Here is a 24,282-nt window from a genome sequence, read left to right as displayed (position 1 = left end):
CATCCTAAATGTTAATTGGTGAGCTTTAGCACAGAAAATAAAGATTCAGCAAGCTCCCAATCTTCGGGGGTATCAATATCTTGAACTCGATTACGAGGTAAAAGTACCGCTTTCGAATGAGGAGAAAAAATAGAGTACTTTTCTAAAAATGCTCTGGTTTTCCCCCAATAAAACTGTCCTGCATCGTGATAAGCCTCTTCGAGGTCTTGAGACCTTACCTGTTCATTTTCAGGGGAAAACATCGAAACAGAGCCGTCTGAATCAAGTTTAATCGCGCGTTGAATTGGGAATGGAAATGAAGTAGCACTAAAAGCAAATTGCACACCTTCGCCTTGCAAAAGTGCATAGCCTTGTTGTAAATCCTTCGGCAATACAAATGGAGCCGTTGCATATAAACAACATACAGCGTCAATATCCCAACCTTCATCTTGACACCAATGGATAGCATGAGCCATGACATCCATTGTTGTAGCATAGTCATCGGAGATATCTGCTGGACGGAGAAATGGAACATGCGCACCATGAGCCTCGGCAACGGCTGCAATTTCTGTATCGTCGGTCGAAACTATCACTTTATCAAAGCAGCCAGAGGCAATGGCTGCTTCAATAGAGTAGGCAATCATAGGTTTACCATGAAATGCTTTGATATTTTTTCTTGGTATGCGCTTACTACCACCACGAGCTGGAATAATCGCGACTTTCATTAGCGCCCCTGCAATATTTCAGTGAGAACTTGAACGACAGTATCCTGCTGCTCTTCACTCATCGCGTGGAACATAGGAAGAGAAATAGCTTCACGGTAATAGCGTTCAGATTCTGGGAAATCACCTTCACTGAAGCCCATTTTTTCATAGTAAGGTTGAGTATGGACTGGAATGTAGTGCAGGTTGACTCCGATACCTTTGCCTCTCAGTGCGTCAAATACCTCTTTGTGTGTCAAAGAGATCTTGTCCAACCGCAAACGAATTACATAAAGGTGAAGGCCCGAGTAGGTATTCTCCAATTGATATGGCAATACCACTGGTAAAGACTTCAATAGCTGATTGTAACGATATGCAAGGTGATGACGAGCGGTAATAAAAGCGTCTAAACGATGCATCTGAGATACACCCAGTGCCGCCTGAAGCTCGGTCATACGGTAGTTAAAACCTAAATCAACCTGTTGATAATACCAACCACCATGGCTTTCACCCTCCATTTGCTCAGGGTCACGAGTAATACCGTGACTTCGAAGCAAAGTCATCTTGTCAGACAACGCCTTTTGGTTGGTCACTGCTGCGCCACCTTCAGCCGTCGTAACAATTTTAACGGGATGGAAGCTAAAGACAGTGATATCCGAGTATTCGCAATTCCCTATCGGCAAGCCTTGATATTTGCCGCCAATTGCATGTGAAGCATCTTCAATGACTTTGAAGTCGTACTCTTTCGCCAGTTTGGCGATCGCCACCATATCGCATGGTTGACCACATAAGTGCACCGGCACAACAACTTTCGGAAGCTGACCTTCTGCTTTCGCTTTGATTAACTTTTCCTCAAGGCGTTTTGGACACATATTGTAAGTATCAGGGTCAATATCTACGAAGTCGACTTGTGCACCACAGTATAAACCGCAGTTTGCTGACGCGACGAAGGTAATAGGCGACGTCCAAAGCCAATCCCCCTCACCTAGTCCCAGCGCAAGACAAGCAATGTGTAATGCTGATGTAGCGCTATTTACAGCCAGGGCATAGCTTGCACCTGTATGATCGATAAGTGCTTGCTCAAATGCAGGAACTTGGGGGCCCTGCGTCAGAAAATCCGACTTCAAAACGTCAATAACACTGTCAATGTCTTGCTGGTTAATATCTTGCTTACCGTAAGGAATCACTACTATTCTCACACTGTAAAGTTTGGATCAACGTGCTCTTTGATTAGCTCACGTAGGCCTTCAATACTTTCCCACTCTGTATTCGTACCTGAATTGTATTTGAAACCAAACGGTACTTTTTTCGCTTTGTGGTGTTCGAGGTATTCTTGTTCTGTATAGGTGAACGAAACAGAAGGAAGAATTGCGTAGTATTTGCCAAGGTCGATCGTATTTAGCGAATCAGTATCGGTGATCATCTCTTCATGGAGCTTTTCACCTGGGCGAATACCTACAACTTTAGTTTCACACTCAGGAGCAATAGCTTCAGCGATATCTAAGATTTTGTAAGATGGGATTTTCGGTACAAAAATCTCACCACCTAAGTGATTTTCCAGAGCGTACATCACCATGTTCACACCATCTTGCAATGAGATATTGAAACGCGTCATATCTTCATGAGTGATTGGTAGAATACCTTCTTCGCGTTTGCTCAAAAAGAATGGGATCACTGAACCACGAGAGCCCATGACATTACCATAACGTACAACGCTGAAACGGATATCTTTAGAGCCTTTGATGTTATTGGCAGCAGTGAACAACTTATCAGACGCCAGTTTCGTTGCACCATAAAGGTTTATGGGAGCGCACGCTTTGTCTGTGGAAAGAGCTACAACATCTTTTACACCGCAATGTAACGCCGCATTAATAACGTTCTCTGCGCCCGTAATATTAGTTCGTATACACTCAGTTGGGTTATATTCTGCAGTATCAACTTGCTTTATCGCCGCGGCATGGATGATGACATCAACGCCTTCACAAGCTTGAATCATACGATTTTGGTCACGCACATCGCCAATGAAGAAGCGAAGTTGAGGAAAGTCTTTTGCAGGATACTTTTGTTTCAGCTCAAACTGTTTTAGTTCATCACGAGAGAAAATGATGATTTTTTTAACTTCTGGATAGCGTCCAAGAATGGTTTTAATGAACTGTTTACCGAACGAACCGGTGCCACCTGTAATTAAGACTGTTTTTGAATTCAACATAATATGCTCTTTCTTGTTCAGGTTCGAAACCTGTACCTCAAATAATTTAGAATGCTAATTGCGATATTTTAGCACTTAGACAAATGTGTTGCACTAGGTATAAACTCTTAGCAATGTCCTCACTTTACATATCCTAAAAATTCACAACGGCACTTACGAGTTCATCAAAGTCCGTTTTAGACCAAATAATATTCTTACTTTTTAATTCTTTCTCAAAAGAGCGCTTTAATCTATCTAAGTTTTGTTGCTTCCAGTCACCAGAAGTTTCAAAACGACACTTATCAAAATCGATAATCCATACCTTATCTTTGTCGTCGATCAAGATATTGTGGATATTCAAATCGGTATGGTTAACGCCAACCTGATGCATCTTGGCAATTTCTTGCCCTATTTTCTGATACATTTCTACCGATAAAGACTGTTCTTGCAAGATACTAACCAGATCTCTGGCGTTTGGGATTCGCTCACTTAATAAATCAGCTTGATAGAAGAGTCCTGACTTTACGGCTCTTGCTGCAATAGGACGAGGAACGTGCACCCCAGCCTCAATTAGCGCCAACAAAAGCTGAAACTCTTGCGCACAACGGGTGTTATCCCAGCCAGAGAACCAATAATGATCGTTAACTAACTTCCCAAACAAACCGCCACGACGGTAATGACGTAGTGCCGCTTGCATGTTCTCTAGTTGGATAAACCATGTCGTGCCTCGCCCCGTCGCACTGCCAACCACCTTGTCGGAGGACTGCCAGTATTCCTCATAAAATATCGGTTGGCTAGGGTCTGTAATGATCTCGTCATCAAACCAGATCACTTGGTTGTTGTTTTTATACTGTTGAATCATACGCTCACCCTCTAGCCTAAATACCGGCTGGCTAATATATACAACCAAGTAAATGCAGCAAACGCCAAAGCAACCATAACGGCAGCAGAGCCTATATCTTTAGCTCGACCACTGAGTTCATGCCGTTCAATACCGATACGATCAACCACTGCCTCAATCGCTGAGTTTACAAGCTCTACAATCAAGACTAATACCACGACCCCGATCATTAAGATACGCTCAACCATGCCGACATCCACTAGCCAAGCCAAAATCACGGCGATACTCAACAGAGCCAACTCTTGTCGAATGGCAGCTTCATGCTTAAAAGCCGCTTTTAATCCTTGGATCGAATAACCCGTCGCTTTAACGATACGCTTTAGCCCGGTGTTACCCGGCTTGCCAGATTCTTGCGATTGATGTGGTGTTGTCTTTGACATTGCAGAACACTTATCAGTACTTAGCTATATTCGAGCCGTGTATTTTACATTTATTGGGGATGTCTGCATAATTTACCTGCCTCTATTCATCGAATCAGACAATAATTATGTTCACTTCTGCCCCATCGTCACTATGCGTCTTGCGCTTGTCCGCTATCGGAGACGTTTGCAATACTATCGCCACCATTCAAGCTATTCAGAAACACTGGCCTTCGACCCAGATTACCTGGATAACGGGTAAACTTGAAGCCCAGTTATTAGCCGCCATCGATGGTGTAGAAGTGATTGTTTTTGATAAAAAAGCGGGACTTGATGGCTACAAATCACTTTGGCGACAGCTGAAAGGCAGAGAGTTTGATGCGCTATTGCATATGCAGTACGCGATTCGAGCGAGTGTCGCAACGTTGGGCATTAAAGCAAAATACAAACTTGGTTTCTCTTCTGATAGAAGCCAGGACTTTCAAACACTATTTACCAATGTCAAAGTGCCTTCCCCGCAATCTCTGCATGTCGCAGATGGCTTAATGGCCTTTGCCCATCAAATTGGGGTACCAAAGGCAGGACTAGACTGGGTACTTTCTTATTCAGACCACGACCAAGCTTGGGCAGAGTCTCATATTTCTCGTAGTAAACCTAACCTGCTGATTGTGCCTGGTGCGAGCAAAGCTTATAAAAACTGGAACGCGGAAGGTTATGTGGATGTGATTCATCACGCCAGAGCAAAAGGCTGGAACGTGATTCTGGCAGGCAGCCCTGCTCAGGTAGAATTGGATCTGGCAGAAGCCATTCAATCTCGCTTGGAAGAACCGTGTCTAAATTTAGTTGGACAAAGTTCAATTCTGCAAATGCTTGCGTTAATAGATAAGGTTGAAATGGTCATCGCCCCCGATACCGGACCAGCACACATGGCGAATGCCATGAAAACGCCAATCATCGGGCTCTATGCACACCATAATCCGCTGCGAGTGGGACCTTACCGCTACCTAAAATACGTTGTCTCAGTGTATGAAGAAACGATCTTTGCGGAAACAGGTAAAAACAGTCACGAGTTAAGCTGGCGAACTCGCGCTAAAGATGAAACGGCAATGAACCGCATTACCAGCACTCAAGTAATGAGCATGTTCGATCAAGTCTTAGAAGATTTGTATCCTCAATACCAGTAAACTTACTGTCTTGATTTGTTAAGAAGGAAATGACCTTGTCCAAACCAACCTTAGCCGTTGCCTTAATTGTAAAAAATGAAGAGAAGCACTTACAAGCTTGTCTAGACACAGTAAAAGATTGGGTCGATGAGATTGTCCTTCTAGACTCGGGCAGCACCGATCGCACCGAAGAAATCGCCCGACAATACACAGATAAGTTTTACACCAATCTAGATTGGCCAGGATTCGGTAAACAGCGCCAACTGGCGCAGCAATACGTTACGGCAGACTACGTTTTGTGGCTTGATGCGGACGAACAAGTCACTCCAGAGCTAAAAGAAAGTATCTTACACGCGGTATCAGCCAATAAGCCGAACGTTTTATACAAACTTAATCGACTAAGCTCAGCGTTTGGTAAGTTCATCTACCATTCTGGTTGGTCTCCAGACTGGATTGTGCGCTTATATCGCACCGAATATACACAATATAATGATTCGCTCGTTCATGAAAAAGTTGATGAGAAAAACTATCAAACTGAAAAACTGGATGGTCGACTGCATCACTACACTTACGAGCACCTGCATCATTACATCAATAAAACCACTGGCTACCTCAAGGCCTGGACAGATGAACGGGAAGGTAAAAAGAAAGCGGGGTTAACGACCGCTATCGTTCACGCTCTTGCGAGCTTTTTGAAGATGTATGTGCTCAAACGAGGTTTCCTTGATGGCAAACATGGCTTCATTCTAGCTTGGCTAAGCATGCACTCTACTTTTGTAAAATACATCGATCTCTACTTACGTGAACAGGCAAGAAAATCATGAAAACGACTTTAATTATCACCACTTACAACTGGAAAGAAGCATTAAAAGCGGTGTTAGAAAGCGTGAAACGTCAAACCGTTTTGCCTGACGAAGTCATTGTTGCAGATGATGGCTCTCGAGAAGACACCAAAGCAATGGTTGACCAAATGCGTGAAGGTTTTCCGGTTCCACTGATTCATAGTTGGCACGAGGATAATGGCTTTCAGCTTTCAATGAGCCGCAACCGTGCGATCGCCAAAGCATCAGGTGACTACCTCATCATGATTGATGGCGACATGGTGCTGTCCCAAACGTTTATTGAATCACATAAGCAAGTCGCAAAACCAAATTGGTTTGTGCAGGGTGGACGTGTGTTAACGGATGAAAGCTGCAGCAAGGCCATCATGGAAAACGGCTTAGTGCCTTCCATTTTCAGCAAAGGCATTCGCAATCGTAAAAACTGCATCACCAACGCCTTGCTATCGAAATGGTTCTCTTACGAGCGTAATAACGATAAAGCCACTCGCGGCTGCAACATGGCGTTTTGGCGACAAGATGTCATCGAGGTGAATGGCTTCAACCAAGATTTTGTTGGATGGGGACGCGAAGACAGCGAGTTTGTTCATCGCATGTTGAATGCGGGTAAGTCACGTCTTTACCTAAAATTCGCAGGTGTAGGCTACCACTTGTACCACGTAGAAAACTCTCGTGCGTCACTCGGACAAAATGACGAGATTTTAGAAAACACCATTAAAAACAAGCTTAAACGCTGTAAGAATGGTGTTGATCAATTTCTAGAAGCTTAAGATTATAAAAAGGGGCGTTTCGCCCCTTTTTTATTGTTGCTGAGATAAAGCGAAGTACTTATCGGCAACCATCAATGAGATCAAACGCTCTTTACGTTTATCTTTGAACTGCTCAACCCACTGGTGCGCATTTTCAATGATCGCTAATGCTTCTTGCTCATTCGCTAGGTAATAATCCATCTTTTCGGGTAAATCCGAATAGTCATCCTTCACTTCAACATAGTGGACGCCTGCCTCTAACTTACCTTCCATAAACCAAGTCTCATATTTTGGCTTTGACATAATAACCAAGGAGTTAGACGACATAGCCCACTTAAGGTTGGTGGCCACATCATTGCCTTCTATACAGAGCAAAAACTTATACTGCAGTTGCTCTTCAATACTCATAAAGCCCTTTTCCCATGGTTTCCCTTCTACCGGGCGGGTCTGGCCAATATTGCATTGCGGATGGTTGTAAAACGCATGAATCACCTTTTTACGATGCGGCTGAAAACCCACACCGCGCCACGCTACCATGTCCTTTTTATCTTGATAGCGAACAGGATCATCAATAAATTTAAAATGACGAACTTGATTAAGTTTCAACACCACTGAATTTTGGTTGTTACCAAAAATAGGGCGGCTTTTTATAAAGCTCGGTACATTGGGGATGTGTGTAACATCGCCGTTGATGTAGTTAAACGCAAAACTGGAAGGGAAATAGCGTACAACTTGGCGAAGATCGAAAAAATACGTCCAGCCTTTCGTTTTTTTGAATGTATCGATGGTCGAGTAACTTTGTTCTCGGCTATCAACTGAAAACGGCGTTTCACACTTATTGTAATAGTTCACCCGCTCAATACAGCGTTGCTGCTCTGCTTCGGTCAGATTCGAAAGTAAACGCTTGGCTTGTGCTCGATATACAAAGCGAGGGATAAGTATCGAGAGAGCGTTTGAGAAATAATAAGGGAACTTACTGTCTTTCATTGAGTTTTTCCCCAATCGCGATGGCTACTGGCTTGGGAACGAATTGTTCGATACTTCCGCCATGAATCGCTACTTCTCTCACGATAGTCGACGATAAAAACGCAAACTCTTCTTCAGGAGTTAAAAATACGCTCTCGATTCCTGGTAATAGCTTTCGGTACATGTTGGTCAGTCCAAACTCGTATTCAAAGTCTACCGTTGTTCGTAAACCACGAATAAGAACCTTAGCTTTCTCATTTCTCGCGAAATCCACTAATAACCCGGAGAACCCCTTTACCGTCACACCAGGTAAATGCGCTACAACGTCCTGCATCAGTGCAACGCGCTCTTCCAATGAAAACATAGTGTTCTTCGATGGGCTTGCGGCTACGCCAATCACAACCTCATCAAACATTTCGTGAGTACGTTCTATTAGATTGAGGTGACCATTAGTCACTGGATCAAAAGTGCCCGGATAAATGACTTTCATATAATTTACTAAGTTATTCGAAACTGATTGAATTATTGAGGCTCGAACGCAAGATTACAACAACTTAAGCTCGATAATAGCTCGACTTACTTCTGACACTCACTACAAAAGAAGGTATTACGTTGGCCAATCTTTAGCTCTTGAAGTCGTTCGCCGCACTCTGGGCATGGCTCTCCGGCTTTTCCGTAAACCAATAACTCTTGTGCAAAGTAACCCGGCTTTCCATCGGCTTGCGCAAAATCTTTCAGCGTAGTCCCACCTTGCGTAATGGCAATCTCAAGTGTCATTTTGATATTTTCAACAAGTAACCCCCACTCTTGAGAAGTCAACTTACCTGCGGGCCTTGAAGGGTGAATTCGAGATTTAAACAACGACTCATTCGCGTAGATATTTCCGACACCAACCACGACTTTGTTGTCCATGATGAACTGCTTGACGGCGACACGCTTATTTTTAGCTTTCTCCGCTACATATTCCGCATTGAACTCTTCAGTTAAAGGCTCAGGCCCCATGTTTGCTAGCACAGCATGTGACTCGCCAGGAGCACACCACAGCCATGCCCCAAAACGACGCGGATCGTTATAACGCAGTATTTTTCCACTGCTTAGTTTGAGATCCACATGATCGTGCTTTGCTGGCGGAAAGTCAGCATCTAGGACACGTAAAGACCCAGACATGCCCAAGTGAACAATGGCTGTACCTGTGTTTGTCTCGATCAGTAAGTATTTCGCACGACGGCTAATCGCACGGATCACCTGCCCTTCCAATTTTTTAAGCTCTGTAGGAATATCCCAGCGCAATTTAGGCGTTCGAAAAGTAAACGACTGGATCGTTTGTCCAACCATGTGGGGGCTAATCCCCATACGGCTGACTTCAACTTCTGGCAACTCAGGCATTAGATTCTCCAATTCACCGGCTAATAGTTCTCGCTGCTAGCATAATCGAAAAGAAAAACGATAAATAGGGAAGCTTATTAGGGGTATAGGCGCAAAAAGACTCTACTCTGGCATAAGGTAGTTTTCATCGACGGAGATAGCGACCCATTTGTCTTGCCAGGTTTTAAATAGCCAAAAATCAGATAAACGAAAGAAAGTCACCCGCTGCGGCTCTTCGATATCCTGATACCAGACTTCTACCGTTTCAGGTACCGTCAGGTTAGGTTTTAAGTGATCGAACTGTTCCGAGGTGAGCTCGGTCCCTTCCAATGACTGCCAGCGTGATACAAGCTCACTGATCGGTGCATCGACTTTGATGTTGGATTGCCACCGTCCATCATGCAGCTCGAACTCCCAGCCACTATAGTACAAAGACTCCACCGTATAGTCGGAGCGAAGTACATTTGGGTAAGGGTCTGCTTGGTCTGTTAATAGGTAAGTTTTGATCCACATCGGCGCATTTAGGATCACTATAAACGCGATAATGCCCAAAATAAGAATATTGTTCCATCGGCGGCGACGAGCCGGACTCACACGCATAACCATCTCTACTCTCTTATCGTTATGAGTAAATTACCAAAGAGTATTGAGCTTGACTAGAACAACGGTGTGCAAGTGTGTAGAGAAGCGGTGACCAAGCGGTATAGGACGATAAATTAAAAATTCGAGTATAGAGTCGGACCAATAAAATGACGTTAGCAGTACTTTATAATCCGATGACGTACTGAACACTTTTCTTCAGCATTTTTATTCAGGTAATAAAAAACCCAACTCGAAAGTTGGGTTTTTCAATTCATCAAAGAGACTGAAACCAATTATTTGATTTTTGCTTCTTTGTACATAACGTGCTGGCGAACTACTGGATCAAACTTTTTGATCTCAAATTTGCCTGGCATGTTACGCTTGTTCTTATCAGTTGTGTAGAAGTGGCCTGTACCTGCAGAAGATACTAGACGGATTTTCTCACGAACGCCTTTCTTTGCCATTGCTTATTTCCTCTTAAACGTTTTCGCCACGTGCACGCATGTCTGCAAGAACAGTATCAATACCTTTCTTGTCGATGATGCGCATACCTTTAGCAGATAGACGTAGTTTAACAAAACGTTTTTCGCTCTCTACCCAGAAACGATGAGTTTGTAGGTTCGGCAGAAAACGACGCTTAGTAGCATTTCGTGCGTGTGAACGGTTGTTACCCGTTACTGGACGCTTACCAGTTACTTGGCATACTCGTGACATGAATGTCTTCTCCAAAATCGTTTCAGCTCGATATCAACCTTGGTGGCCGAACCTCTCTATCTCTCGAAAAGAAGTTAGAGGTTAAGAACCGCTATGGAAAATCCATACAAGGCTATCAAAGGTCGCGCATTATACTAACTTGATATGCATTGCTCAAGACCCGAACAGATCCTTTTTACAGGTTTTCGTGATCTTTTTTTAGACAGCAGATTTTTTTAGCAGTCCAAGCTGAATTCAGTTAAAAATTTAGTGGCGTGGATGATAGCAGATTTTTAGCAACTAACAACCTAAAAAACGCACAGTTACATCCAGCCTCTTTCAGCAAAAGAGACACTTTCCCCATCTCCGATGACGAAATGGTCCAAAATACGAATATCCACCAATGCTAATGCGTCGGTGAGACGCCTTGTAATCCTTCTGTCAGCTTGGCTCGGCTCAGCAACGCCTGAAGGATGATTGTGCGCCAAAATCAAAGCCGCCGCGTTATGATGCAGAGCACGCTTAACAACTTCTCTCGGATACACCGACGCGGCATCCAACGTTCCTTCAAATAAAATTTCATCTTTTATCACTCGGTGCTGGTTATCGAGAAAAAGAATATAAAAAGCCTCTCTTTGCCGATCCCTTAAAATAGAAGACAGATATAACTTAGTTTGGTCGGGGCTGGTTAAGGCATCACCACGCTTTAGCGTCTCCGCCAAGTAACGTTGTGTCATTTCTAGTACCGCTTGCAACTGAACATACTTGGCTTGCCCCAATCCTTTGTGACGACAAAACTCTTCTTCTGATGCTGAAAATAGTTGTCTGAGCGAACCAAAGTCTTGAATAAGGAAGTCTGCAAGCTCAATCACGTTCATTCCGCGGGTGCCTGTGCGCAAGAAGATGGCCAGTAGCTCAGCATCGGTCAAAGCTTGCGGCCCTCGTTGCAGTAGCTTCTCTCTGGGCATGGACTCATTTGGCAAAGCTTTCAGTATCATCTGATGTCTCTTTATATGGAAAGTGTCCCTATTCCACAAAACAAAAAGCGAAAGTCGAGTATGACTTTCGCTTTCTTCGTACCATCAGTGCTTTCCATGCAACTTAACAGTTCATCAGAGTTTAAAGTTGCCAACCAAGCCGTGAATTTCCGTTCCAGACTGTGATAGCTGCGTGCTGATTGACTCGGCATGCTGCAACGTCTCATTAATTTTGTTCACGATCTGTTGAATAGCCACTAAGTTTTGGTTGATGTCTTCTGCAACCGCACTTTGTTCTTCGGCGGCAGACGCGGTTTGAATCCCCATATCTCGAATCGTACCGATAGAATTATGAACACCAGAAAGAGATTGCTGAATGAGCGCCGATTCTTCCGCCGTTTTGACACCTCTTTTTTGGCTCACCGACATCGTACTGACCGCTCTTGATACACCATTTTGTAGCTGCTTAAGCATGTCACCAATTTCATGAGTACTATTTTGTGTACGACTGGCTAACGAGCGCACTTCATCCGCAACGACGGCAAACCCTCGACCTTGCTCACCGGCTCTAGCCGCTTCAATCGCCGCATTTAGGGCCAACAAATTCGTTTGCTCGGCTATCTCGCCAATCACATCCAGCACTTTGGTTATTTTTTCAGTCTGTAAACTCAACTCAGAAATTGCATCTGACGTGCTGTCTATCTCCGTCACGAGTTCGGTAATGCCTTCTATTGCTTGCTCGACCTCATGCTGAGCAGCGGTGACTTGACTGTTGGCATCGTCAATTGCCTGCGCGGTCGCATTAGTATTGCTGGCTACTTCTTTGGCAGTCATGCTCATTTGCGTCACTGCCGTCACGACTTTGTCCGTCTCTAAACAGTGATCCTGCATTTGACCGCTCGCTTGGCTGGTCTGAGTGTTCAGGCTTTGGGAAACGGTCTGTACTGTCGTCGCAGAGCGATGAATGTCCTGCATCAGTGGGTGCAGCTTATCCATAAAATCATTAAACGCGGCCGCCACTTCACCGACTTCATCCTGACTTTCGACTTTTAAACGAGCCGTTAAGTCACCGCCGCCTGCGGCAACATCTTTTAATGAAGCCGCGACATGTTGTAATGGCTGAATACCTTTAGACACCACGATACTGGTGAGAACACTGGTAATGATCAATCCAATAGCGGAAATCAACACGGCAGATAACGTATGCTCTTTTAGCTCTTGAGTCTTTAACTCTCTGTGCATCGCAACTTGCTGGTCGATGTCATCAATATAAACGCCAGTACCTAAAACCCAGTCCCATTTCGATAGATATTCTGCATAGCCCAACTTAGGCGCTTGTGCGTCAATGGTCGGTTTGTGCCACGAGAAATAGAGGAACCCATCCCCTTTTTGAGAAGCGTCAATCAAGCCCGCAATAACTGCGACCCCATTTTCATCTTTTAAGTCGTAAAGGTTTTTACCCTCTAATGCAGGTTTGATGGCGTGCAACGTATTCACACCTTGAGAGTCGTAGGCAAAAAAGTAACCATCGCTTTCAAAGCGCATGGCTTTCAGAATTTCTTTTGCTGCCTCTTTATTACTTCCATTTACATCCGCGTCGTATAACGGTTTTATCGCCGTCACGCCCATCATCATATAGGCTTGTAACTCTTTCTTTTTCGTTTCGATGAGCTCTTGCCTGTCTCTTGCTAACTCCGCTTCCAAACTTTTACTGCTGTTGATGTAATACACCACTGAGATCAACGTAGTGATCAACAGCAGGGGAATTAGGGTTATCAGCAGCAATTTGTTTCGACTTTTCAACACCATGGTTTCCACTACCTCTTTTTCTTTTCAGACTTGCAAACTCCGCGCAACTTGTCTGTGAGGTAGGCGAGAATTTTCCCTTCCTCGGTCAGATTAATACTCTGGAGTTTGATGTGAATTATCTTCTCGTTATATATGCTCGGGCGGTCAGACTTTGAATTGTGTTAAAATCCGGTCATCAAATTGGAGATCTCACATGCAAACACTAGCAGGAAAGAAAATTCTACTCGGCATCAGTGGCGGTATTGCCGCGTATAAATGTGCGGAGCTAACCCGTCGCCTCATAGAGAGAGGAGCGCAAGTTCAAGTTGTAATGACGAAAGCCGCAAAAGAGTTCATTACCCCTTTAACCATGCAAGCCGTTTCGGGCCGTCCTGTCTCGGACAGTTTACTAGACCCAGCAGCGGAAGCCTCTATGGGCCATATTGAATTGGCCAAATGGGCAGATTTAGTGCTATTAGCGCCCGCGACCGCGGACTTAATCGCGCGCATGTCCGCAGGCATGGGGAACGATTTACTTACTACGCTCGTGCTCGCGACGGATTCCCCTGTTGCTGTTTCTCCGGCGATGAATCAACAGATGTATCGCAATATCGCAACCCAAGAGAACATCGCTACGTTAGCGCGTCGTGGTATGCACATCTGGGGCCCTGCGGCAGGAGAGCAAGCCTGTGGTGATGTAGGACCAGGTCGAATGCTGGAACCAATGCAGCTAGTACAGCTATGTGAACAGTTCTTTCAACCAAAATTGCTAGAAGGTAGGTCGATACTCATTACCGCCGGACCAACTCGCGAAGCGATTGATCCAGTGCGTTACATTACGAACCATAGCTCCGGGAAAATGGGCTATGCATTGGCGAGCGCCGCAGCGCAGATGGGAGCAAAAGTCACCCTCGTGAGCGGTCCTGTCAGTTTAAATACGCCCGTAGGTGTTGAGCGCATAAATGTTTCCAGTGCACAAGAGATGCACGAAGCCGTTATGACACATGCAAACAGGCATGATGCGTTTATTAGCTGCGCTGCCGTTGCCGACTACCGCCCACAAACGATCGCGTCTCAAAAGTTGAAAAAGACAGAAGACAACGACGAAATGGTCATTAATATGGTTAAAAATCCTGATATTGTTGCATCTGTGGCAGCAATGACGGAGAAGCGTCCGTTTACCGTCGGTTTTGCGGCTGAAACCAATGATGTAGAGACCTATGCTCGAGGCAAGTTAACAAAGAAAAACCTCGATATGATCTGTGCAAACGACGTTTCGGTTGCAGGGCAAGGATTTAACAGCAACGACAACGCGATTACCCTTTACTGGCCTGAAGGTGAACTTGCGCTCGCTTTAGAATCAAAAGAAGCATTGAGCTTTAAAATTCTCGAAAAAATGCATCAATTGATGTAACTAACGTTTGAAAACCCTGCCAATTTTTTACAAAAGCTGGCATAAATTTGGTACAAAAATGACAACTAAGGGTGTTAAATCTCCCATTCCACCCTTAGTGGTCTAGTTTGAGGCGAAATAGCGTCTTATAATCCCCTCCGCTCAACTTTGTATTTTGAAAGGAAGTAACTAATGGCCGGCAGTAAAAAATCCAACCGTCGTGAAGAGATCTTACAAGCATTGGCAGAAATGCTTGAATCAACAGATGGCGCTTCACGCATTACTACGGCAAAACTGGCCAAGCAAGTCGGCGTTTCAGAAGCCGCGCTGTATCGTCATTTCCCAAGTAAAGCGCGCATGTTCGAAGGGTTGATTGAGTTCATTGAAGAAGCCTTGATGACACGCATCAACCGTATTCTAGACGACGAAAAAGATACACTAGAGCGTATTCGTATGGTGATGCACCTTATTTTGGCGTTCTCTGAACGTAACCCAGGTCTGACACGCATTTTGTCGGGTCATGCTCTAATGTTTGAAAATGAACGTCTACGTGAACGCATCAATCAACTCTTTGAGCGTATAGAAACACAATTGCGCCAAATCCTGCGTGAACGTAAGATTCGTGAAGGGAAGTCTTTCCCTGTCGAAGAGCGCATCCTAGCTGCGCAAATTCTGGGACAAGTTGAGGGGAGCCTAAACCGCTTTGTGCGTAGCGACTTTAAATACCAGCCGACTGCAAACTTTGACGAGTACTGGGCGCTTTTAAGTGCACAAATAAAGTAAAAGACTATGAGTAAAGACAAATACACGCAGCCCGAGTTTTCTCTTTCACTTCTTCACCCTCGTAACTGGGGCGTATGGCTTGGTTTTGGTCTGTTGGCCATCCTCGTCAATATTCTTCCTTATCGGCTGCTGCTTTCATTAGGTCGTTCACTCGGTAAACTTGGCATGCGCTACGGTAAAAAGCGTGTCCACGTTGCTCAGCGTAACTTAGAATTGGCCTTTCCAGACAAAACACCTGAAGAGATTCAACATATTGTTGAAGAGAACTTCAAAAATACCGGTATGGCACTGATAGAAACCGGAATCACTTGGTTCTGGCCGACTTGGCGCTTTAAAAACCTGATCGTCGAGAAAGATCTCGGCGCACTGCGTGAAAAAGCCAAAGAAGGTAAAGGCGTCCTACTTTGTTGTGTCCATGCTCTTAATCTAGAGATCACTGCGCGTGCTTTCGCCGTGTTAGGCGTGGCCGGGTACGGCGCGTTTCGTCCGCATAATAATCCTGCTTATAACTTTATCCAGTATTGGGGACGAACACATAACGGCAATAAACTGATTGATCGTAAAGATGTAAAAAAGATGATTCGTGTTTTACGCAGCGGTGAGCGTCTGTTCTATTTACCGGATCACGATTACGGTCGCAAAAAATCAGTATTTGTGCCCTTCTTTGCCGTAGACGATGCGTGTACGACAACAGGCACGAGCATTCTGGCGTATACCTCAAAATGTGCGATCATCCCAGGCTCAGGGTTTCGCAATGACGAAGGAAAATACGACATCATCGCCGATAAGTGCATTGAAGCCGACTATCCACAAAAAGACGAAGTCGCCGCTGCCGCTTATATGAACAAGTATGTGGAAGAAGTCATTCTACGCGCTCCAGAGCAATGGATGTGGCTCCATAAACGCTATAAAACCATGCAAGATGAGCATGTCGAGAAAGGCATTCGCTATAAGTAAGTGGTCAAGGCGATAAATCCAAAAACAAAAAAGGGCAGATGAATATCCATCTGCCCTTTTTACTTTTTCAGAAAAAGTAACCAATTAAATGCCGTATTCTGCGCGGTACGCTTTAACTGCTTCTAGATGCTCTTTGTCTGTGCCTTTCTCTTCAAGGAAAGTCACAAGGTCAGTCAGGCTAACGATTGAGATGATTGCACAACCAAAGTCACGCTCCACTTCTTGGATCGCAGACAACTCACCTTTGCCTTTTTCTTGGCGGTCAATCGCAACCAACACACCAGCAAGGTCTGCGCCATTTGCTTGAATGATTTCCATCGATTCACGAATCGCAGTACCTGCTGTGATTACGTCATCCACTAGCATTATTCGACCTTCAAGCGCTGAACCCACAAGGTTACCGCCTTCGCCGTGATCTTTCGCTTCTTTACGGTTGAAGCAGTAAGGCGTGTCGATATCGTGGTGATCCGCCAGCGCGACTGCTGTTGTCGTCGCGATTGGGATACCTTTGTACGCCGGGCCAAACAGTACATCAAACTCAATGCCAGAGTCAGCGAGCGCGGCTGCGTAAAAACGACCAAGACGCGCTAGGTCACGACCAGTATTGAAAAGACCAGCGTTAAAGAAGTACGGGCTTTTACGGCCAGATTTCAAAGTAAACTCACCAAACTTAAGAACTTCTTTCTCAAGTGCAAACTCAATAAATTCACGCTGGTATGCTTTCATTATTTTCTCTCTATGTCCTTGGTTTCTTGTGTCTCTTCTCGACAATCAATCATTTCTCTATTGTCGAGATAAAAAAATAGCCCCCATAATGGGAGCTATCTAAATCAATTGGCTAACGCCGCCTTCTGCGCTGCGACAATTTCCGTAATGCCGACTTTCGCCGACTCGAGCAATGCCATCAGCTGTTCGTGACTGAACGGTTCACCTTCTGCGGTGCCCTGAATTTCAATCATCTTGCCTTCTTCGGTCATTACTACGTTCATGTCTGTGTCTGCCGCTGAATCTTCAACGTATTCAAGATCACACAATACTTCGTCGCCTAGTAAGCCGACAGAAACTGCCGCTACGTGGCCTTTCATTGGGTTTGCTTTTAGCTTGCCGCTATCTACTAGGTGTTGGAACGCATCGGCCATTGCAACACTTGCGCCGCTAATGGATGCAGTACGCGTACCACCGTCTGCTTGGATAACGTCACAGTCAACGGTGATCATGAACTCACCCATGGCTTTTAGATCGACAACAGCACGTAGGCTTCGCGCGATAAGACGCTGAATTTCCATCGTACGGCCGCCTTGTTTGCCACTTGCCGCTTCACGACGAGTACGAGAATGTGTTGCTCGAGGTAGCATGCCGTATTCAGCTGTAACCCAGCCTTTACCTTGACCTTTTAGCCAACGTGGCACAGATTCTTCGACGGTCGCATTACACAACACTTTGGTGTTACCGAACTCAACTAGCACTGACCCTTCAGCGTAAGCTGTGTAGTTACGAGTAATTTTGATAGGGCGAACTTGATCCGCCTTGCGATCGTTTGGACGCATGGGCATCTACCTTAAATATGAGGAGAAGACGATTTGGTTGGGCGAAGATTATAACGGAATCGATTCCGGATTCATAGGTTACGCATCTGGCACAACATAAACAATCCATACATGCCGCGCACCTATCGACGCAGCGTGATACACTCTTGAAGTAATTTTCAAAAAATGAAGACAGGAAAATTCGATGATTTACAGTATGACAGCGTATGCACGCAAAGAAGTAAAAGGCGATTGGGGTTCTGCGGTATGGGAAATCCGCAGCGTGAACCAGCGTTATTTAGAAACATACTTCCGCATGCCAGAGCAATTTCGCGGGTTAGAGCCCGTTTTACGTGAGCGTTTTCGTAAGCGCTTAGCGCGAGGCAAAGTAGAATGTAATCTACGTTTTGAAGCAAACCCTGCCGCAAAAGGTGAGCTTAGCATCAATGAAGCGCTTGCTAGCCAGGTAATTAAAGCCGCTGAACAAGTCATGCACATGACTGGTGAACTGAGCCGAATCAATCCATTTCAAGTCATGCAATGGCCGGGGGTAATGGAAACGCCAGAGCAAGACATGGATGCGGTAAATAAAGTGCTACTAGAAGCGTTTGATGGCGCAATGGATGAATTTATTGAAGCGCGCGCTCGTGAAGGCGAGAACATGAAGGCGCTGATTGAACAGCGTTTGAACTCCATTTCTGCAGAAGTCGTAAAAGTGCGTGCGCGCATGCCAGAAATTTTAGAATGGCAACGTGAGCGTCTGTTCTCTAAATTTGAAGATGCGAAAGTAGAGCTAGACCCATCTCGCGTTGAGCAAGAGCTTATCCTTCTGGCACAGAAATCAGACGTAGCAGAAGAGCTAGACCGTCTTGATTCTCACGTAAAAGAAACCACAAACATTCTGAAAAAAGGTGGCGCAGTCGGTCGTCGTCTGGACTTCATGATGCAAGAGTTCAACCGTGAATCGAACACGCTAGCGTCAAAATCCATCAGCACCGACATCACCGCATCGGGCGTTGAACTGAAAGTTCTAATTGAACAGATGCGTGAGCAGATCCAAAACATTGAATGATCTAAAAGTCATCGAGTATTGAAACAAAAAAGCCCCGCTAATACGGGGTTTTCTTTTATTCGTCTTTTTCCAAGGTACTGTTATCAACGTAGGGCCAATAATGGTGCCCAATTCTGATCAGCAAAGTAGCCGCAGCCAAAATAAACGCAGCCAGAGATAACCACACAACCAAAACTGCATCCAGCTCTTTCATTCCGAGTGTGATATAGCGGGCGATTGCCATCATCGCGATATAGATAGGATAGCGTACCGGAATTTTACCGTTCATCACGAACTGCTGCACCATGGCGAGCACTTCCAGATAGATAAACATCAACAGAATATCCGTGAGTAAGACACGCTTCTCTACAAATACGTGCACAAACTCTTGCATCATGGCGTACAACGTCGCCAAGGTAATAGAGACTAATAACACCGCCTCCAAAATATGGAAGATTCTCAGGAAAGGTCGACTAAAGGATTTCGGTAAATTCGACGGCATGGTCCATTATCCAAACAAAGAAAATAGGTCTTGAGTTTAGCATGCAACGATCTTCAATCAATCAGAATAAACATCAGTGCGAATCGACTCCAAGTTCTGGTATTTACTCATAAAAACGCTCCGCTTATTTGGCGGAGCGTTTTTGTGTTATAGGACCTGTGGCATCACTTACGCCACTTGCTGCTTTTTTTCAGCTACGCGCTTTTTCTTCCGATATTTAGGGTGAGTGATCGGAATCGCAGATAGGAGTTTTTTGGTGTATTCGTTTTGCGGGTTTGCATAAATTTCTTTAGCGCTGCCTGCTTCTACCACTTTACCAAAATACATCACGGCAACTTTGTCAGAGACATGTTTCACCACAGAGAGATCGTGAGAGATAAATATGATCGCCAAGTTCATTTCTTGTTGCAGTTGTAGCAATAGGTTCAAGATTTGCGCCTGTACCGACACATCTAACGCAGATACCGATTCATCACAAATCAGCAGTTTAGGCTTCAATGCAATCGCGCGAGCGATACCGATACGCTGCCGTTGTCCGCCTGAAAATTCATGTGGATAACGGTTTACTGCCGTTTCTGGTAATCCCACTTTGATTAAAAGCTCTTTTACCCATTGTTTACGCTCTGTTGGCGTGCCAATTTTATGAATAACAAACGGTTCTTCCAGAATCATACCGATGGTATGACGCTGATTGAGTGATTCCATTGGGTCTTGAAAGACGATTTGCATGTCTTTACGCAGCGATCGCATCTCTTTGACAGACAGTTTAGTGATGTCTTTACCTTCAAAGAAAATCTTACCTTCCGTTGGCTCGTATAACTTTAAGATCGTGCGACCAAGGGTGCTTTTACCACAACCTGACTCACCAACTAGCCCCAGTGTTTGACCTTCAGAAACAGACAGTGAAACCCCGTCTACCGCTTTGATGGTGTAGCCTTTCTTGAACAGCCCTTTACCAGAAACAAAGTGCTGCTTAAGATTTTCAATTCTTAATACTTCTTTTGCCATAACATCCTCTTTTATGACTGGTTCACTTTGCCCAGTTAACTGGCAAACATACTGGCATCAATAGGCTTGATATCGATCATCTGCTTCGGCTCATTATCTAAGCTCGGCATCAATCCCATTAAGCGCTCTGTGTATGGGTGCTGCGGGTTATCAAACAACTCAAAAATTTCTGCTTTTTCGACAATACGCCCACCATACATCACGGCAACATCATCACACACTTCTGCCACAACCCCGAGGTCGTGAGTGATGAAGATCATTGCCATGCCTGTTTCTTCCTGAAGCTCATTCATCAGTTCAAGGATAGACGCCTGAACCGTAACATCCAACGCTGTAGTCGGTTCATCACAAATCAGAATATCCGGCTTACAGGCCAATGCCATCGCGATCATGACACGCTGGCGCATACCACCAGATAGGTTATGGGGATACTCATTCAATCGCTTCTCTGGCATTGGAATTTTTACTTTTGCCAGCATCTCAATCGAGTACGCCTCCCGCTCCTTTTTGTCGAGCTCAGGTCGATGGAGCTCAAGCACTTCACATATTTGACGACCAATGGTGTGTACTGGGTTGAGCGCAGTCATCGGGTCTTGGAAGATGATCGAAATGCGATCGCCACGCATGGCGTACATCTCTTCCGCAGGCAAATCAACTAGGTTGGTGCCGCGATAATTCACTTCACCTTTAATGATGTTGCCATATGGCTTAGGTAATAGCCCCATGATCGACATTGAGGTTACGCTCTTACCACTACCTGACTCTCCTACCAGACCGAGTGTACGTCCAGCTCTCACATCAAAGTTCACACCATGCAGAACCTTCACTGGCCCATCATCGGTGGTAAATTCAACTTCGAGATCTTTAACACTTAGGATTACATCGTTTTCCATAACCAATCCTTACAGCTTATAAGTGTCATCTACGACAACAACAGGTTCAAAAGCTTTGCCTGACTTCATCGCTTGTTTCGTTTCTTTTTTGATATCACTATCAATCCAGTAAGTGCCATCGCCTATGATTGAACCACTGAACAGCGCCTCTGTCATGCGATTCATTGGCTTATCTGGAAACTTTAACCAGCGCCAGTGACCATAGCGGACATAAGGAACCATGTAGCCTGGGACGATAACGTGAGCATCAATGATGTCACGCTGAATCTCATGACCTAGCTGGATCTTTTTATCCATATCCATGCCAAAACGATACTCGATGATCTTTTCATCCAGTTCTGGCGTGCTGTAGTTTGTGAAAGAGTTAGTTTGCGGCTTGTTCGCATTGACTGAATGGAAGTACTCCCAATACGTTGGGATCTCAGACGTACCCATATCTAAGAAAGCCAAATCGTGCTTTTTCTCACGTACGTATTTGAACATGGATGAGCCATCAACTAACTTGAGCTCAATATCCAGCCCTGCTAGCTTGGCTTGCTCACGCAAAAATGCAATACGAGGAGTATGAACAGGTGTTCCGTAGGTCAGCTCGAAGCTTAAGCGCTCACCTTTATCATTAACACGAATACCATCAGAACCAATTTTGTTAAAGCCTGCGGCTTCGAATGCCTCGGCCGCTTTTGCGGGATCAAACTTCGGTGCCTTAGCATCTGGTAGGGTGTATTTACCATGACCATAACCGGTCGGGTTCGGTTTACGGGAGTAGTCGCCACGCATGACATTCTCTATCATGCCATCAAAGTCAATCGCGTAAGTAATGCCCTTGCGAATGTTTAAATCATCCAGCAAAGGCATCGCGGTGTTCATCCATACACCACCAGCCCCAACTGGGAATTGGTTGTAACCCCAGAACTTTTGAATGTATCCCTTTTGGTAAGGTTCCGTATTCGATTTATCATGCCATAAGCTTGGTAAAACAAGACCAAATGCGTCCAGCTTCCCTTTCTCAAAGTGCTTCATCGCGATATCACTGTCGCGAATCACTGTGATGCGGATTTTGTCGACATTATAACGATGTTGATAATACTTATTGCTGTAACCCCACCAGTCTTCACCGACATGTTTGAAGGTCACACTTTTACCTTTTTTAATGTCATCTAGGTAGTATGCACTGGTCGTTGGTTCACTTTTAAAATTGTAGTAGCGGACAAAGTTGTCATGTATACCGTCACCATTTTCATCTTTTGAAGGGTTAGCATAAAAATGTGCGGGACGTGGGCGCAGGGCCCCCATTCGTAACAGCAACTCTTCCGGATTAAACTCTTTCGCCGCCTTAACAGCAAACGTGTGAGTGTCGTACTTGATAACATCCGCAATCGTTTTGTTGTAGTAATCGTTGTACCAAGGCTCCAAGATGTCCTTGGAACGATAAAACTTCAGCATGAACACGAAATCGTCGGCAGTCACAGGTTTGCCGTCCGACCATTTGGCTTCAGGGTTGAGTTTGAAATAGACCGTTTTGTTGTCACCTGCTAACGCCCACTCGTTAGCAAGCTCAGGGATGAACTCTAAAGTATCTGGGTGGCGGACCACCAAGCCTGGTGTTTCATCTAAGATAAAAGAACGTAGCCCTGCATTAGCGTCTGGGCCAACACTACGTAACGTCTGCGGGAAACTTGACATAAAGGTGCGATAAGTCCCTCCACGTTTCGCTTCTGGCGAACCATATTGAGGCTCATCCCAGTTTGTTTGCCAGTTTAAGTCAGTCGGAAGCGTTGCTGACATTGCACCAAAACTCAGGGCGCTCAGCGTGGACGCTAAAAATAATTTCTTCATAAAACTTCCCTTTTTTATGTTTTGCTCACAATGCTCGCTTAAACATAGCGTGTGAATTTTTTCGGGTCGAAAGCCGCTCGAATGGCTTCACCAATAAAGGTCACCATCACCAGAACCAGAACAATAGAAGTCACTACTGACGCAACAATCCATGGCGAATCTAAGTTTGACTTACCTTGTTGCAGTAGTTCACCCCAACTTGGCGTTGGTGGCATCAAGCCTAAGCCTAGATAATCGAGAGCAGTCAGTGCTGTGATGTTAGCTGCAATAGTGAAAGGCGCTAGGGTTACAATCATCACCATCGTATTTGGCAAGATGTGATTAAACAAGATACGTCCAGTCGATGCCCCTAAAGCACGAGCCGCCATTACGTATTCTCGTGCCGCTTCTTTATAGGTCATGGTCCGCATGTACCATGTCATCCCCATCCAAGTGAAAAGCACGTTAATAGCGACAAAGAGAGCAAACGTCGGTTGAACGATTGAAACAAGAATCATAATGACGTACAAAAACGGGACCATTGACCAGATTTCGATAAGTCGCTGTACAAACAAGTCAAATTTACCGCCCCAAAAACCCATAGCACAACCGACTGCAGTACCGATCGCGTAGGAAATGGCCATCGTAAGCAACGCAAATCCCATCGCCGTTCTGAATCCGTAGACAAGTCGCGCCAAAATATCGCGACCTATCACATCTGTACCTAAATAATGCTTATTTTCGGCGCTAGGTGCTGTTGGCGGGAAATCACCACTAAAATCTTGTTCATATGGGTTCCATGGCACAAGCGGCAAAATAACAAAGTTGTCGCCCCCTTCGGCCTCAAACGCTTTTTGCAGTACGCGATAATCCGCTTCGCTGGATGACTCTTGGCCGAATTCGCTACCTAAACGTACGTCACTGACAACAGGAAAATAGTAGCTACCATCGTACTTGACGACTAGCGCTTTACTGTTAATCAAAAGTTCGGCGAATAGAGAAAGGATCAACATGATAGAAAGAGCAACAAACGACCAATAGCCTCGTTTGATCTCTTTAAAGTGACGAATTTTCTTTTGAGTTAATGGACTAACTTTAATCATG

The 24,282-nt window shown here is 44.9% G+C and carries 27 protein-coding genes; 7 read left to right on the top strand and 20 right to left on the bottom strand.

Annotation, left to right across the window (positions count from 1 at the left end; genetic code table 11):
• Positions 1–11: 11 nt before the first annotated feature.
• From pseF to R7E42_RS12480, 5 genes are all read right to left on the bottom strand, one after another.
• A complete protein-coding gene (gene pseF, locus R7E42_RS12500) occupies positions 12–704 on the bottom strand; it encodes a pseudaminic acid cytidylyltransferase (protein WP_065275029.1) in 693 nt (230 codons plus the stop codon).
• Positions 704–1,879 (bottom strand): UDP-4-amino-4,6-dideoxy-N-acetyl-beta-L-altrosamine transaminase, encoded by a 1,176-nt coding sequence (gene pseC, locus R7E42_RS12495; RefSeq protein WP_318072712.1) that lies wholly within the window; start codon positions 1,877–1,879, stop codon positions 704–706. Before pseC ends, pseF begins: the two co-directional genes overlap by 1 nt.
• A complete protein-coding gene (gene pseB / locus R7E42_RS12490) occupies positions 1,876–2,889 on the bottom strand; it encodes a UDP-N-acetylglucosamine 4,6-dehydratase (inverting) (protein WP_065275027.1) in 1,014 nt (337 codons plus the stop codon). The genes pseC and pseB overlap by 4 nt, the downstream gene beginning before the upstream one ends.
• 133 nt (positions 2,890–3,022) lie before the next feature.
• The gene (locus R7E42_RS12485) at positions 3,023–3,730 is read right to left on the bottom strand and encodes a 3-deoxy-D-manno-octulosonic acid kinase (RefSeq protein WP_318072711.1); all 708 of its coding nucleotides are present in this window, start codon (positions 3,728–3,730) and stop codon (positions 3,023–3,025) included.
• An 11-nt stretch (positions 3,731–3,741) separates the two neighbouring features.
• On the bottom strand, positions 3,742–4,149 hold the full coding sequence (locus R7E42_RS12480) for a diacylglycerol kinase (protein WP_005395798.1): 408 nt from the start codon (positions 4,147–4,149) through the stop codon (positions 3,742–3,744).
• A gap of 107 nt (positions 4,150–4,256) precedes the next feature.
• Between R7E42_RS12480 and R7E42_RS12475 the strand changes: the two genes are divergently transcribed.
• Genes R7E42_RS12475 through R7E42_RS12465 form a run of 3 tightly spaced genes read left to right on the top strand, consistent with a single transcriptional unit; the run spans position 4,257 to position 6,900 of the window.
• A complete protein-coding gene (locus tag R7E42_RS12475) occupies positions 4,257–5,312 on the top strand; it encodes a glycosyltransferase family 9 protein (protein WP_005384789.1) in 1,056 nt (351 codons plus the stop codon).
• 35 nt (positions 5,313–5,347) lie between these two features.
• On the top strand, positions 5,348–6,115 hold the full coding sequence (locus tag R7E42_RS12470) for a glycosyltransferase family 2 protein (RefSeq protein ID WP_047103887.1): 768 nt from the start codon (positions 5,348–5,350) through the stop codon (positions 6,113–6,115).
• Complete coding sequence (locus tag R7E42_RS12465) at positions 6,112–6,900, top strand: glycosyltransferase family 2 protein (protein ID WP_137281652.1); 789 nt, start codon at positions 6,112–6,114, stop codon at positions 6,898–6,900. Before R7E42_RS12470 ends, R7E42_RS12465 begins: the two co-directional genes overlap by 4 nt.
• Before the next feature lie 30 nt (positions 6,901–6,930).
• Here R7E42_RS12465 and R7E42_RS12460 read toward each other — a convergent pair whose 3' ends face one another.
• The 8 genes from R7E42_RS12460 to R7E42_RS12425 form a co-directional block, all read right to left on the bottom strand.
• Positions 6,931–7,866: a glycosyl transferase family 90 gene (locus R7E42_RS12460; protein ID WP_053303391.1), complete on the bottom strand. Its 936-nt coding sequence runs from the start codon at positions 7,864–7,866 to the stop codon at positions 6,931–6,933.
• On the bottom strand, positions 7,853–8,335 hold the full coding sequence (gene coaD / locus R7E42_RS12455) for a pantetheine-phosphate adenylyltransferase (protein ID WP_017820709.1): 483 nt from the start codon (positions 8,333–8,335) through the stop codon (positions 7,853–7,855). The genes R7E42_RS12460 and coaD overlap by 14 nt, the downstream gene beginning before the upstream one ends.
• Positions 8,336–8,421: 86 nt before the next feature.
• Complete coding sequence (mutM, locus tag R7E42_RS12450) at positions 8,422–9,231, bottom strand: bifunctional DNA-formamidopyrimidine glycosylase/DNA-(apurinic or apyrimidinic site) lyase (RefSeq protein ID WP_053349744.1); 810 nt, start codon at positions 9,229–9,231, stop codon at positions 8,422–8,424.
• A 102-nt stretch (positions 9,232–9,333) separates the two neighbouring features.
• Positions 9,334–9,810: a hypothetical protein gene (locus R7E42_RS12445; protein WP_175413422.1), complete on the bottom strand. Its 477-nt coding sequence runs from the start codon at positions 9,808–9,810 to the stop codon at positions 9,334–9,336.
• 275 nt (positions 9,811–10,085) lie between these two features.
• Complete coding sequence (rpmG, locus tag R7E42_RS12440; RefSeq protein ID WP_004410866.1) at positions 10,086–10,256, bottom strand: 50S ribosomal protein L33; 171 nt, start codon at positions 10,254–10,256, stop codon at positions 10,086–10,088.
• A 13-nt stretch (positions 10,257–10,269) separates the two neighbouring features.
• Complete coding sequence (rpmB, locus tag R7E42_RS12435; protein WP_005384783.1) at positions 10,270–10,506, bottom strand: 50S ribosomal protein L28; 237 nt, start codon at positions 10,504–10,506, stop codon at positions 10,270–10,272.
• A gap of 302 nt (positions 10,507–10,808) precedes the next feature.
• The gene (gene radC, locus R7E42_RS12430) at positions 10,809–11,483 is read right to left on the bottom strand and encodes a RadC family protein (protein ID WP_031780918.1); all 675 of its coding nucleotides are present in this window, start codon (positions 11,481–11,483) and stop codon (positions 10,809–10,811) included.
• A gap of 114 nt (positions 11,484–11,597) precedes the next feature.
• Positions 11,598–13,271 (bottom strand): methyl-accepting chemotaxis protein, encoded by a 1,674-nt coding sequence (locus R7E42_RS12425; protein WP_025768319.1) that lies wholly within the window; start codon positions 13,269–13,271, stop codon positions 11,598–11,600.
• Positions 13,272–13,464: 193 nt separating this feature from the next.
• Between R7E42_RS12425 and coaBC the strand changes: the two genes are divergently transcribed.
• The 3 genes from coaBC to R7E42_RS12410 all read left to right on the top strand — a co-directional run bounded on the left by coaBC (position 13,465) and on the right by R7E42_RS12410 (position 16,383).
• A complete protein-coding gene (gene coaBC / locus R7E42_RS12420) occupies positions 13,465–14,664 on the top strand; it encodes a bifunctional phosphopantothenoylcysteine decarboxylase/phosphopantothenate--cysteine ligase CoaBC (protein ID WP_318072710.1) in 1,200 nt (399 codons plus the stop codon).
• A 171-nt stretch (positions 14,665–14,835) separates the two neighbouring features.
• Positions 14,836–15,426: a nucleoid occlusion factor SlmA gene (slmA, locus tag R7E42_RS12415; protein WP_005379386.1), complete on the top strand. Its 591-nt coding sequence runs from the start codon at positions 14,836–14,838 to the stop codon at positions 15,424–15,426.
• 6 nt (positions 15,427–15,432) lie between these two features.
• A complete protein-coding gene (locus R7E42_RS12410; RefSeq protein ID WP_033905948.1) occupies positions 15,433–16,383 on the top strand; it encodes a Kdo(2)-lipid IV(A) acyltransferase in 951 nt (316 codons plus the stop codon).
• Positions 16,384–16,467: 84 nt separating this feature from the next.
• On the opposite strand, the gene pyrE is transcribed toward R7E42_RS12410, so the two are convergent.
• Both pyrE and rph read right to left on the bottom strand, forming a co-directional pair.
• A complete protein-coding gene (gene pyrE, locus R7E42_RS12405; RefSeq protein ID WP_005379384.1) occupies positions 16,468–17,109 on the bottom strand; it encodes an orotate phosphoribosyltransferase in 642 nt (213 codons plus the stop codon).
• Between the two features lie 104 nt (positions 17,110–17,213).
• Positions 17,214–17,930 (bottom strand): ribonuclease PH, encoded by a 717-nt coding sequence (gene rph / locus R7E42_RS12400; RefSeq protein ID WP_031780917.1) that lies wholly within the window; start codon positions 17,928–17,930, stop codon positions 17,214–17,216.
• Between the two features lie 184 nt (positions 17,931–18,114).
• Between rph and R7E42_RS12395 the strand changes: the two genes are divergently transcribed.
• Positions 18,115–18,981, top strand: a complete 867-nt coding sequence (locus tag R7E42_RS12395; RefSeq protein WP_053303395.1) for a YicC/YloC family endoribonuclease — start codon at positions 18,115–18,117, stop codon at positions 18,979–18,981.
• 55 nt (positions 18,982–19,036) lie between these two features.
• On the opposite strand, the gene R7E42_RS12390 is transcribed toward R7E42_RS12395, so the two are convergent.
• From R7E42_RS12390 to R7E42_RS12370, 5 genes are all read right to left on the bottom strand, one after another.
• Positions 19,037–19,462, bottom strand: a complete 426-nt coding sequence (locus tag R7E42_RS12390; protein ID WP_136976541.1) for a phosphate-starvation-inducible protein PsiE — start codon at positions 19,460–19,462, stop codon at positions 19,037–19,039.
• Positions 19,463–19,630: 168 nt separating this feature from the next.
• Entirely contained in the window at positions 19,631–20,470 is an 840-nt protein-coding gene (locus tag R7E42_RS12385; protein WP_213880006.1) for an ABC transporter ATP-binding protein, read from the bottom strand.
• Between the two features lie 35 nt (positions 20,471–20,505).
• Positions 20,506–21,363: an ABC transporter ATP-binding protein gene (locus R7E42_RS12380; RefSeq protein ID WP_005379371.1), complete on the bottom strand. Its 858-nt coding sequence runs from the start codon at positions 21,361–21,363 to the stop codon at positions 20,506–20,508.
• A gap of 9 nt (positions 21,364–21,372) precedes the next feature.
• Positions 21,373–23,199: an extracellular solute-binding protein gene (locus R7E42_RS12375; RefSeq protein ID WP_005384774.1), complete on the bottom strand. Its 1,827-nt coding sequence runs from the start codon at positions 23,197–23,199 to the stop codon at positions 21,373–21,375.
• A gap of 38 nt (positions 23,200–23,237) precedes the next feature.
• Positions 23,238–24,281, bottom strand: a complete 1,044-nt coding sequence (locus R7E42_RS12370) for an ABC transporter permease (RefSeq protein ID WP_005379369.1) — start codon at positions 24,279–24,281, stop codon at positions 23,238–23,240.
• Between the last annotated feature and the right edge of the window lies 1 nt (position 24,282).

The sequence above is a fragment of the Vibrio sp. Vb1337 genome (assembly GCF_033338715.1).
In the GTDB taxonomy this organism is placed as follows: Bacteria; Pseudomonadota; Gammaproteobacteria; order Enterobacterales; family Vibrionaceae; genus Vibrio; species Vibrio alginolyticus.
Note: the sequence above shows the minus strand (reverse complement) of the source record. Positions and strands in the feature narration are given on the sequence as shown.